Raw genomic sequence first — 11,008 nt, 5'->3', positions numbered from 1 at the left:
CCTTTAGTTATTGCCGCCGCTGGTTCGGGTGTAGTTGTAGCCAACCCCAATGGACTTGGTGAACGGGATCAGTTGGTTCATGTAGGTATCCACCCCCTGGATGCGCTCGCCCACGTTGGATTTGGGCACGAACACCACGTCACCGCGTTGCAGGTGCACCGGTTTGCGCCCGTTGGGGCCGGTCTTGAGCAACTGGCTGAAGTCGAGGAAGTACGCGCGGTAGGCGCCCTGGGCGTCTTCGCGCAGCAGGGCGACCATGCTGGCATTGCCCGCCGGGCTCACCCCGCCCGCGCCGAGAATCGCCTGTTCCAGGGTATTGGCCGTGGCGATCTGCACCGCCGTCGGGTTGTTCACCGCGCCGCCGACGATCACCGAGTTGCCCGGCGCCTGGTTGATGTTCACCGTCACCCGTGGCTCGCGGTAGGTCGGCGCGAGCTTGTTGGTCAGCTCGGCGGCGAGTTCCGAAGGCTGGCGCCCGGCAACCTGCACCGGCCCGAGGAACGGGTAGTTGATCTTGCCGTCGGTCTGCACCGTGTACAGCGTCAGCTCATAGATGGTGCTGACGTTGAACGCCGACAGCGTGGGCATCTCGCCGGCATCGCGGACGATGCGCAACTGGTCGCCGACGCGGATGCGCTCCACGGCCGGGGGCAATTGCGCCAACTGTTCGAGGGCGCGCTTGCCGTCCTCGACGGCCTTGCCATCGGGCGCGACGATGCGCGCGGGTGTATTGCAGGCGGCCAGGGCCAGCATGGCCAGGACGAGCACGGTTCGTTTCATCAAGGGGGACTTCCTGTGGGTCATGCTGCTCACCTCCAATAACCGGGAAACATGCTGATGCGCCGCTTGAGGGCGAGGGGGAGGCGGCGTTCCTGATGGCCCAGCCGATAGCCGAACAACTTGAACGCGCTGCGCACCAGGACTTCGGGGACGCGGTGCAACGCACCGGCTGCGCGCAGTGCCGCCAGCTCAGCCAGTACATAGCGTTTACCTTCACCGCCGGCATCGCCGAACGCTTCACGGATCCACGGCTCGCGGCCGTAGAACACGCCAATGTCGAAGTAGCGGTGAAACTCATCCATGAGCGTGTAATCGTGGGAGTGGTACACCTGCGCGCTGGCGGCATACCGCACCTTGTAGCCGTCGAGCAGCAGGCGCGCGGCGACGTAGGCGTCTTCGCTGCCGATTACATCGGCGGGAAAGCCGCCCACCGCGTGCAGGGCGCTGCGCCGGTACACGGAAAACGAGTCGGAACTGAAACAGGTCTTGATCCCCAGCACCGGTGCATCGGCCAGGCTTTTGCTGCGGCTCTGCGCCGGGTAGTTGAAGTGCCGTGATTGCGCGCCCAGCACCCCGGCGCCGGGGTGCGGCAATTGGCGGCCGTAGGCGACGCCGTTGAGCGGATCTTGCTGCAACTCGGCGATCAGGTTGGCAAAGGTCTCGGGGCTGGCGGGGATGGCGTCCTGGGTCATCACGATCAAGGCGTCGCCGCCCACTTGCTCGCTGGCCCAGCGCCGGGTGCCGCCGTGGTTGAAGTCGCGGGCATCGATCACCTCCACACGTGCGCCGAAATCCCGAAAGCGCGCCACGGTGTCGTCGCTGGAGGCGCTGTCGACCACCAGCGTTTCGTCCGGTTGCAGGCTTTGCATGGCCAGCGCCGGCAGCAGGCGCGCCAGGTGGCTGGAAGCGTTACGGGTCGGGATGATCAATGAAGTGCGCATGTCATTTTTTCACGTCGGCCGGGGCGCGCCCGTAGATGTCGTCGAAGCGCACGATGTCGTCCTCGCCCAGGTACTCGCCGCTCTGCACCTCGATCATCACCAGGTCGATGATGCCGGGGTTGGTCAGCCGGTGTTTGTGCCCGGCCGGGATGTAGGTGGACTCGTTGGCGTTGATCAGGAACTCGCGCTCGCCATTGGTGATCTGCGCCGCGCCGCTGACCACCACCCAGTGCTCGCTGCGGTGATGGTGCATCTGCAACGACAGCGAGCCCTGGGGCTTGACCACGATGCGCTTGATCTTGAAGCGGCTGCTTTCCTCCAGCACCGTGTAGGTGCCCCACGGCCGGGTGACGGTGCGGTGCAAGCTGTACGCCGGATGGTTCTGGCGCTTGAGTTCGGCGACGATGTAGCGCACATCCTGGCTGCGGTTGGCATCGGCGATCAGCAGCGCGTCGGGGGTGTCGACGATGATCAGGTCGCGCACGCCGACCGCGCCGGTGACGCGCTTGGGCGAGTCGATGTAGCAGTTGTGCACGTCATGCAGGATCGCCTCGCCATTGACCTGGTTGCCATGGGCGTCGCTGGGGGTGAGCTGGCGCAGCGCTTCCCACGAGCCGATGTCGCTCCAGCCGATGTCGCAGGGCACCACGGCGACTTGGCGGGACTTCTCCATCAGCGCCACGTCGATGGAAATATCCGGCGCGCTGGCGAAGCCATCCGCATCCAGTTCCCGTTGGCGCGAGGTTTTGTTTTGCAGGCTCTGGCTGTGTTCCAGGGCGGCCCTGGCGGCGGTGAGTACGTCCGGCGCGTGGCGGGCGAGTTCGTCCACCAGGGTGCCGGCCTTGAAGCAGAACATGCCCGCGTTCCACAGGTGCTTGCCGCCGTCGAGGTAGCCCTGGGCGGTGGCCAGGTCGGGCTTTTCGACGAAGCGTTTGACCCGATAACCGCTGCCCAGCGCTTCGCCTTGTTCGATATAGCCAAAGCCGGTTTCGGGGTGATCGGGCTGGATGCCGAAGGTCACCAGGTAGCCGGCCTCGGCGAGGTCGCGGGCCTGGGTCACGGCCTCGGCGAACGCCACTTCATTGAGGATCAAATGGTCGGCGGGCAGCACCAGCAGTTGCGCGGCGTCGCCGAAGTGTTCCTGTACATGCAACGCCGCCACCGCGATGGCCGCCGCCGTGTTGCGCCCGAACGGCTCCAGCAGCAGGTCGAGGGGCAAGTGCGCCTTGTTCACGCTGCGGTAGTCATCCAGGGTGCGAAACAGCAGGTCGCGGTTGGTCACCGTCAGCACGCTTTCCACGCCGGGCAGCTTGGCCGCGCGCTGGAAGGTTTTTTGCAGCAGGCTCTGGCCGTCACGCATGCGCATGAAGGGCTTGGGCATGTTCTGCCGCGACACCGGCCACAGCCGCGTGCCCGAGCCACCGGAGACGATGCAGGGGATCAATCCGTTGAGGGTGTTCATCAATAGACCTCCTTGGTGGACAGGACGGCGGGGACCGTCATGAAGACGATGTACAAGTCAAACCACACCGACCACTTGGAGATGTACTCCAGGTCGTACTCCACGCGTTTCTGGATCTTGTAGAGAGTGTCGGTTTCGCCCCGGAAACCGTTGATCTGCGCCCAGCCGGTGATGCCCGGTTTGACCCGGTGGCGCGAGCTGTACTCACTCACTGCAACTTCAAACGGCACGCCGGCGGCCTTGGTCGCGGTGGCGTGGGGGCGCGGGCCGACCATCGACATGTTGCCCAGCAGCACGTTGAACAACTGCGGCAGCTCGTCGATGCTGGTCTTGCGGATGATCCGCCCGACACGGGTGATGCGCGGGTCCTGGCGGGTGGTCTGGCGTTCGGCGGTGAAGTCGCTCTGGTCGGTGTACATCGAGCGGAACTTGAACACGCGGATTTCGTTGTCGTTGTAGCCGAAGCGGTTCTGCCGGAACAACACCGGGCCCTTGGAGTCGAGCTTGATCGCAATCGCCGTCGCCACCATCAGCGGCGACAGGCACACCAGCGCCAGGCTGGCCAGCAACAGGTCTTCCAGGCGCTTGATCACCGGCGACCAACCCCGCAGCGGCAACTGCGAGGTGTTGAACATGAGGATGCCGCCGACGTCGGTGATCTTGCTGTGGCCATAGCGCAGGGCCGCCATGTCGGGCACCAGCATCACGTTCACCGACATCTGCCGCAGGCGGTTGACCAGCCCGTGGATGCGCTGCTCGGCTGCCCACGGCAGGCAGATCATCACTTGGTTGACCTCCTCGGAGCGGATCAGCTTTTCCAGGTCGCGGGAGTTGCCCAGCAGCGGCAGGTTGCTCAATTCCTTGGGGATGCGCTCGGTGCGGTCGTCGATAAACCCGACCAGGCCCGAGCGGATATCGCCATTGCGTTGCAGGTGGTCGGCGACGTGCACGGCGGTGTCGGTAAAGCCCAGGATCACCGTGCGTTGCAGGTATTTGCCCTTGCGCATCAGGTTGCGATACAGGCGCAGCATCAGCAGCCGTTCCAGGCAGAACAGTGCCAGGCTGGCGAAGTACCAGGCGACCAGGTTGCGCGGGGTCAGCTGTGGGAAGGATTGCAGGATCTGGTACATGAACAGCAGGATGCAAAACGCCGCGGACCAGGCCTTGACCTTGGTTTTCAGGCGCAGGCGGTTGCTGAACAATTCTTCGGAGTAGATGCCCAGGGCCTGGAACAGAATGATGGTGAGCACCGCGAAAAACAGCAGCAGCCCAAGAAAATGAGGACGCAGTTCGGGGGCCACCGGGTCAATGAAATACACCAGGACGAGCGGGGGCAGAATGGCACTCAAGCCATGGATGAATTTGACGAAAACAACAAAAAATTCAACAAAACCGGCACGTGTTAAAAACAAACTGTCAACGGACGACTTCTTTCGCATACAGCATCCCTCATTGCACTCCAGACTTTCTGTTCGGCTGTTTGATCAATAAGGCAGCAGGCTGCTTAGAGGCCAGTCGAACTACGGCTACTCTGGGTAATACGCAACTATCCAATTCAAATGCGGCGCGTCATTTGACGGGATTTGCGGGGTGGTGACTTAAGGGAGTGTTTCCTTAACCTGCCTTGTCAATAAATTGACCATGGTGCGGATGTGCCGTTTAGGGCGTTTGGCTTGCAGGTCGTTCGGCATTTTTTTGACATTCCTTGTCTTAACACTCGGTCTGGGGGTGTGATTTTGAGTGTAGGAACAAATGTGAGAATTTTCCTGCCGAACGGGGAAAGCTTTTTCAAATGGAAGTAGGAAAGGGGGACAAAGAGGGGGTGGCAAGGCACGTTAAGTGCCCGGCCACCGGGACGTTCGCGGGATCAGAAGTTGCCTTTCAAACTCACCGTGAAATTGCGCGGTTCGCCATAAAAGTTGCCCCACGATGCTGTACCGACGGTGTTGTAGTAGCTTTTGTCGAACAGATTGTTGCCGTTGAGGGCGACGGTCCAAGTGTCGTCGAGGCGGTACGCCACCCGTGCATTCCACACCGCGTAACCGGCTTGTTCCAACTTGATGGTCTGCATGCGGTAGTTGCTGCTCTGGGCGTTGACGCCGGTGCCCACGCTCCACTTCGACAGCGCGCCGTCGAGTTGGTAGTCGCCCCACACCCGCAACATATGTTTAGGCACGTAGGTGTTGGATGAGCCGCCTTCGAGGGCGCTGTCGATGGTCTTCAGTGACTTGGTCTGGGTGTAGGTGTAGCCACCAGAAACCTGCAAGCGCTCAAGCAACTCACCGCTGACTTCGGCCTCCACGCCCTGGGCGCGCACCCGGGCGGTGTCGGTGTAGCAAAAGCCATCGGCGGAGGTTGCACAGAAGCTGCGGAAGTCGGTTTCAGCGCCGTTTTTCTCGATGGCGCGGAACAGTGCCAGGGAACTGTTGAGGCGGCCATCGAACCATTCGCCCTTGATGCCCAGCTCATAGTTGTCGCCGATCTTCGGCTTGAGCGCGGCGCCATCGGCGGTGGCGTAGGCGCTTTGCGGCTGGAAGATGTCCGCGTAGCTGGCGTACACCGACAGGTGTTCGTTGAGGTCATAGATCAGCGCGGCGAACGGCGTGACTTCGCCGGTTTCCTTGGAGTGCGCATCCTGCAGTGACCACTCGCCCCAGCCCAGGCTGTAGGACTGGCGACGGTTGTCGTACCAACTCACGCGGCTGCCCACGATGAACATCAACGGTTCGGCCAGGCGCAGGCGCAAGGTGGCGTAGGCGCCGTACTGGGTGGCGGTTTCCTTGATCGTGCTGCCACGGTACATGTTCGGCCAGAAGGTGTTGTCGGCCGGCTCCGGCAAATGGTGGTTGGGCGTGTAGATGCCCTGGCGCGTCGGCAGGTTCTGGATCGCGTACACATCGTCCTGGGTGCCACGGCTGCCGTTGGCGCCGAGGATCAGTTCGTGTTCCAGGCCGAAGGCTTCGAACTTGCCGTCGAGGTAGGCGTCGAGGCCGTAGTCGCGGTGGTCGTAGTCCATCAGCGCGGCGTAGGACAGGGCGGTGGGCGCCGGGTTGCCGTACTGGATGGTGCCTTCGCTGGCGGCGTACTTGGTGTCTTGCAGGTTGCGACTGTGCACGGCCGCGACCTTGAGTTTCCAGTCGTCGTTGAGCGCGTGGGTGAGGTCGACGAAGTAGGTGGCGCGGCGGCTTTGCCAGTCGTTCCAGGACTGGCCCAGGCAGGTGGAGCGGCTGAGGTTGGCGCTCTTGCCGTCGGCATAACGCGGCAGGCCGCCCCAGCACGGGGTGGCGTCGACGTCTTCGTAGCTGGCGCCGATGCCCAGGGTGGTGTCGGGGCTCAGGTCGACGTCCAGTGCGCCATAGAATGCCTGGTCCTTGCGCTTGGCGATGTCCATGTACGAGCCGCGATCCTGTTGGCTGATCGCCACACGACCACGCACGGTGCCGCTGTCATTCAGCGGGCCGCCAGTGTCGAGGTCGGCGCGATAGTTGTCCCACGTGCCGGCGGACAACGACAGGCTGGTAGTGGGCTTGGCCTGGGGCCGCTTGCGCACGAAGTTCACCGCGCCGCTGGCGGTGCCGGCACCCTTGAGCATGCCAGCGGCACCCTTGAGCACTTCCACGCGGTCATAAATCGCCATGTTGGCGCTGAAACTGTCGGCCTGGGCGTAGTCCTTGCCCATGTCCAGCGGTACGCCGTCGTACTGGTACTGGCCGAGCATCTTGAAGCCACGGGAGTAGAAATACTTGCCACCCATGGGCGACTCGTAGCTGGTGATGCCGGGTGTGCGCTCCATCACGTCGTCGATGGTGGTGACGTTCTGGTCGTCCATCAATTGGCGGGTCATCACGCTGACCGATTGCGGCGTTTCCCGCAGGCTGTGTTGGCCTTTGCCGATGGTCACCGCGCCAGTGGTGTAGGAACCGGTACCCTCGGTGGTGGCGCCCAGGCGGTCGCCGGTGATGGTGGTGGCGCCCAGGTTCAACGCGCCGCTGTCCGCCACCTGCGGCAGCAGCAACCAGGTGCTGTTGCCCTGGCGCTGGGCTTGCAGGCCTTGGCCGCGCAACAGCTGGTCGAGGGCCTGCGCGGGGTCGAAGCGGCCATTCAGGCCGGCGCTGGTCTTGCCGGCGACGCTGTTGGCGTCATACGACAGGCTGATGCCGGCCTGGCGGGCGAACTGGTCCAGGGCACTGGCCAGGGAACCGGCGGCGATGTTCCAGTCGCGGGCCTGGCTGTCACTGGCCGGTGTTTCGGCCAGCACGGCCAGGGGCAGGGCGCCGCCGCTCAGGCAGGCGCCCAGCAGGGCGGCCTGGACCGCGCGCTTGAGGGGGGAACGGGGGGAGGGGAACGCTTGCATGACCGTGGGCTGCTCCTGAAAGAAGTGGAAAAAGACTGGCCTGTTAATCGGCCTTTCCTTACAGGTCGAGCGGCAATGCGAATTCACCTCATTTATTTTTCGACGGTTTAAACCCGAGGGGTGACGGTCACCCAATAACGGCTGCGGTAGGTGACATCGACATTGAGCGATTGCGCGACCAGCGTCAGCACCTGGTCGGTATCGCTCAACTGATAGGTGCCCGACACCCGCAACCCAGCCACCGCTTCACTGCAACGCACCAGCCCGTTGCGGTAGCGCGCCAATTCACTGAGGAAATCATCCAGGCGCATGTTGTGGGCGCTGATCACGCCGTCGCTCCAGGCCCAGGGGTCGAGGCCGTTGGCGATGGGCGGGCGGATGCTGTGGCGGTCAATCAGCACCGATGCGCCGGGCGGGATCACCTGGCGGGCGCTGGCGTCATGGCGGTCGGCAAACACCGCCACGCTGCCCTGCTGCACCGCGATCAACGTGCCTTGGGCTTCTTCACGGACCAGCAAGCGTGCGCCTTGGGCACGCAAGTCAGCGTTGCGGGTCAGTACCCAGAACGGGCGACTGTCGCCGCTGGGCTGCACCACGATTTCGCCTTGGCGCAACTGCACCTTGCGGCGTTCTGCATTGAAGGTGCTATCGATTGCGGTGGCGCTGTTGAGCTGGACCTGGCTGCCGTCGTCCAGCGTCACCCGTCGCTGTTCGCCGGTGGCGGTGCGGTAGTCGGCCACCAGGGCGGGCAGCGGCGTGTAGTCGCGGCCGAACCAGGTCAACCCGGCCGCACCGGCCACCAGGCCCAGCAGTTTCAGGCTTTCACGGCGACTGATGCGTTGCCGCGCGCCGCTGAGGGTGCGGCGCCCGAGCTGGGCCGGCAGTTGGTTGAAATCGTCATTCATGGTCGCCACGCGCTGCCACACCTGCTGGTGTTCGGCGCTGCTGTGCAGCCAGCGTTCAAACGCGGCGGTGCTGGCGTCGTCGGCGACATTGAAGCGCAGCTTGATCATCCACTGGATGGCCTGGTCAACCAGGCGCGGGTCAGCATTCTGCATAGCGCAACCGATAACAGGCGTGCAGCGCCTTGGACAGGTCGCGCTCCACGGTGGCCTTGGACACGCCGAGGCGCTGGGCGATTTGCGCGCAGGTCAGGCCGTCCAATTGGGCGAGCAGGAAGGCTTCGCGCACGCGGGGCTTGAGTTGGTCGAGCAGACGGTCGATGCGCTCCAGGCTGTCGAGGATCAGCCGCCGGGTTTCTTCCGACGGCACTTCAGCCTGTGGGAAATGCGCAAGGCTTTCGAGGTAGGCCCGTTCCAGTTCGCGGCGACGGTAGCCGTCGATCATCAGGCTGCGGGCGATGCTGCTCAGGTACGCGCGCGGTTGTTGCAAGGTCTGCTGCTTGCGCGCGTTGAGTAAGCGCACAAACGTCTCCTGCGCCAGGTCGGCGGCATGCTCGCGGCAGCCGGTGCGCCGGTTCAACCAGCCGTGCAGCCAGGAGTGATGGGCCAGGTACAGTTGGCCGATGGCGGCAGGGTCCAGTGGGTGATCGCTCGACATGGGCATCCTGGCACAGCAGTCATAATTGATAATGTTTCGCATTCTAGACGTTGAATATGGCAATGAGCAATCACCGGCGCGCAATGTATCCAGCACAATTTTTTGTTTGCCCAAGGCGTGCGGATTACGCTCCAGGTTTTTCTCGGTGGAGGCTTGAGCATGATCGACCTGGCGACCCTGGCGGTTTTTTGCGGTGCGGTGCTGTTGTTGCTGTTATCGCCGGGACCAAATATGGCCTTTGTCATCAGCCACGGCGTGAGCCACGGCTGGCGCGGCGGCATCGCCTGCGCCCTGGGCATTGGCGTGGCTGACCTGCTGCTGACCGTGTTGACCGCCAGCGGAGTGACGGCGCTGGTGGCGAGTTGGCCGCCGTCGTTTGACCTGATCCGTTATGCGGGGGTGGTCTACCTGCTGTGGCTGGTGTTCAAGACCTTGCAGAAAAGTCCGCGCCTGGACACCGCTCACGCCCAGCGCATACCCCTTGGGCGCGTGAGTGTGCAAGCGATGCTCAACAGTTTGCTCAACCCCAAGGCGTTGTTGTTTTTTGTGGTGTTTTTGCCGCAATTTGTGCGGCCAGAGGCGGGATCGATCGCCGTGCAATTGCTGGTGCTTGGCGGCGTTTTGACTGTGATCGCAGCGGTATTTCACGGACTGCTGGGCGCGTTTGGTGGTGTACTGAGCCGCTTCTTTGCCAAGCGCCCGAGCAGCGCCTGGCTACAGAAATGGGGGCTGGCGACGGTGCTGACGGTGTTGGCGGTGCGGTTGGCGGTGATGTCGCGTCCCAATTGACTCACCTGCGACCTCATGATCGACGGAGATCAAATGTGGGAGCGGGCTTGCGCCCTCCCACATTTGAACTGCATTTGGCTCGATGATTAATGGGTAGGCTGTATTGTGTTCAGCGTTTATTTGAAATCACCAGAGAGAAGCAGATGTTGTTTACAGAGAGATCCTCAAGATAACAAATTATGACTTTGCCATTCGGATGAATGTCGCCTGACAGCCGATATGCGTCCCACCCACCTCGTACACCCAGCCCTCCTGGAATTTTTTCAGGACCTTTCGATGCCATGGGTTCTCCCAGAAAGCTACGCGCACTTTGCTGATTCATCTTTAGTGAAAATGGAGCCGGCAAATCTCCCGAGTAAGTCGGCTGACCGACCGTCGGAACCAGAGTGATCAGGACCTGTTCCAGGCACTTGGTTTCGTCATTGAAAACCAACTCAAGTCCATCAGCCGGGTGCATCGCTGGCCAATTACTGCCCTCAAATGGCTTTGTGAGTGGTTGATTTGGGATCTTCCGGGCGGCTATCAATTCTGCATAATTCGCCCCCAAACTCGTGACCCACAATCGAATCGTTTGCGCGTCCATCAATACCACCCCTGTTTTTCATTGATTTTGTGCATTCTGGCCCGCGCATCTTCAAGGTCAGCGTTGCTGAATCCCTCTTCGAGCATGTAGGGCTTTACTGCATCAAAATTTCGTTCTACCGCATCTCGTAAATCTGCAGCATCCGCATGTTGCTTGGCTTTCTTATTTCTCCACCCATAGGTCTCGCTGAATTTCTGGTGAACTCGAGCGGGTATGGCGATGCTTGCGGCATTTTTCATGGCTTGTTTGCGATCAGCTTCTCCCAGATGCGGATAGTGCCCAAGCAAGTAATGCTCCAGGGCTGCCTGAGAGGGCATGTGATCCAAATGCATTCCTTCTCGAAGCCGCCCATTGAACGCGCCATAAGTGTCTACTTCTAAAGGCCTGACAGCGGGCTTGGCGAACACCAAGTACAACGGCGCCACACCCGAATCAACAGGAAACGTAATGATCGTATCCTGCCAGGTCACATCCTCGGCATCCCGGCCTGGATAATGAGTGATGGCTGAATCAGGCCTTACCGCAATCGGATGAACGAG

General features: G+C 62.1%; 10 protein-coding genes. 1 reads left to right on the top strand and 9 read right to left on the bottom strand.

Annotated elements, in window-relative coordinates:
* Positions 1 to 3: 3 nt before the first annotated feature.
* The 7 genes from DBR46_RS27590 to DBR46_RS27560 form a co-directional block, all read right to left on the bottom strand.
* Positions 4 to 780 (bottom strand): polysaccharide biosynthesis/export family protein, encoded by a 777-nt coding sequence (locus DBR46_RS27590; protein ID WP_124529210.1) that lies wholly within the window; start codon positions 778 to 780, stop codon positions 4 to 6.
* A gap of 29 nt (positions 781 to 809) precedes the next feature.
* The gene (locus DBR46_RS27585; RefSeq protein ID WP_124529208.1) at positions 810 to 1,721 is read right to left on the bottom strand and encodes a glycosyltransferase family 2 protein; all 912 of its coding nucleotides are present in this window, start codon (positions 1,719 to 1,721) and stop codon (positions 810 to 812) included.
* Position 1,722: 1 nt separating this feature from the next.
* Positions 1,723 to 3,183: a mannose-1-phosphate guanylyltransferase/mannose-6-phosphate isomerase gene (locus DBR46_RS27580; protein ID WP_124529206.1), complete on the bottom strand. Its 1,461-nt coding sequence runs from the start codon at positions 3,181 to 3,183 to the stop codon at positions 1,723 to 1,725.
* Positions 3,183 to 4,622: an undecaprenyl-phosphate glucose phosphotransferase gene (locus tag DBR46_RS27575; protein WP_124529204.1), complete on the bottom strand. Its 1,440-nt coding sequence runs from the start codon at positions 4,620 to 4,622 to the stop codon at positions 3,183 to 3,185. Before DBR46_RS27575 ends, DBR46_RS27580 begins: the two co-directional genes overlap by 1 nt.
* A 428-nt stretch (positions 4,623 to 5,050) precedes the next feature.
* Positions 5,051 to 7,537 carry a TonB-dependent receptor gene (locus tag DBR46_RS27570; RefSeq protein WP_124529202.1) on the bottom strand — a complete coding sequence of 829 codons (2,487 nt, stop codon included), beginning with the start codon at positions 7,535 to 7,537 and terminating at the stop codon, positions 5,051 to 5,053.
* A gap of 107 nt (positions 7,538 to 7,644) precedes the next feature.
* Complete coding sequence (locus tag DBR46_RS27565; RefSeq protein ID WP_124529200.1) at positions 7,645 to 8,595, bottom strand: FecR domain-containing protein; 951 nt, start codon at positions 8,593 to 8,595, stop codon at positions 7,645 to 7,647.
* Positions 8,582 to 9,097 (bottom strand): sigma-70 family RNA polymerase sigma factor, encoded by a 516-nt coding sequence (locus tag DBR46_RS27560; RefSeq protein ID WP_124529198.1) that lies wholly within the window; start codon positions 9,095 to 9,097, stop codon positions 8,582 to 8,584. Before DBR46_RS27560 ends, DBR46_RS27565 begins: the two co-directional genes overlap by 14 nt.
* A gap of 159 nt (positions 9,098 to 9,256) precedes the next feature.
* Between DBR46_RS27560 and DBR46_RS27555 the strand changes: the two genes are divergently transcribed.
* Entirely contained in the window at positions 9,257 to 9,886 is a 630-nt protein-coding gene (locus DBR46_RS27555) for a LysE family translocator (protein WP_124529196.1), read from the top strand.
* 109 nt (positions 9,887 to 9,995) lie between these two features.
* On the opposite strand, the gene DBR46_RS27550 is transcribed toward DBR46_RS27555, so the two are convergent.
* Together DBR46_RS27550 and DBR46_RS27545 are read right to left on the bottom strand one after the other, a co-directional pair.
* The gene (locus DBR46_RS27550; RefSeq protein ID WP_177414132.1) at positions 9,996 to 10,469 is read right to left on the bottom strand and encodes a DUF6392 family protein; all 474 of its coding nucleotides are present in this window, start codon (positions 10,467 to 10,469) and stop codon (positions 9,996 to 9,998) included.
* The coding region (locus tag DBR46_RS27545) for an S-type pyocin domain-containing protein (RefSeq protein WP_177414131.1) at positions 10,469 to 11,008 on the bottom strand (540 nt) is incomplete at its 5' end. The genes DBR46_RS27545 and DBR46_RS27550, both read right to left, overlap by 1 nt.

Origin of the sequence: Pseudomonas sp. KBW05, assembly GCF_003852405.1 — a bacterium.
In the GTDB taxonomy this organism is placed as follows: Bacteria; Pseudomonadota; Gammaproteobacteria; order Pseudomonadales; family Pseudomonadaceae; genus Aquipseudomonas.
Note: the sequence above shows the minus strand (reverse complement) of the source record. Positions and strands in the feature narration are given on the sequence as shown.

Coding starts and splice junctions, on each gene's coding strand:
- DBR46_RS27570 (WP_124529202.1), bottom strand. CDS start 7,537: ATGCAAGCGTTCCCCTCCCCCCGTTCCCCCCTCAAGCGCGCGGTCCAG.
- DBR46_RS27580 (WP_124529206.1), bottom strand. CDS start 3,183: ATGAACACCCTCAACGGATTGATCCCCTGCATCGTCTCCGGTGGCTCG.
- DBR46_RS27550 (WP_177414132.1), bottom strand. CDS start 10,469: ATGGACGCGCAAACGATTCGATTGTGGGTCACGAGTTTGGGGGCGAAT.
- DBR46_RS27565 (WP_124529200.1), bottom strand. CDS start 8,595: ATGCAGAATGCTGACCCGCGCCTGGTTGACCAGGCCATCCAGTGGATG.
- DBR46_RS27585 (WP_124529208.1), bottom strand. CDS start 1,721: ATGCGCACTTCATTGATCATCCCGACCCGTAACGCTTCCAGCCACCTG.
- DBR46_RS27575 (WP_124529204.1), bottom strand. CDS start 4,622: ATGCGAAAGAAGTCGTCCGTTGACAGTTTGTTTTTAACACGTGCCGGT.
- DBR46_RS27590 (WP_124529210.1), bottom strand. CDS start 780: ATGAAACGAACCGTGCTCGTCCTGGCCATGCTGGCCCTGGCCGCCTGC.
- DBR46_RS27560 (WP_124529198.1), bottom strand. CDS start 9,097: ATGTCGAGCGATCACCCACTGGACCCTGCCGCCATCGGCCAACTGTAC.
- DBR46_RS27555 (WP_124529196.1), top strand. CDS start 9,257: ATGATCGACCTGGCGACCCTGGCGGTTTTTTGCGGTGCGGTGCTGTTG.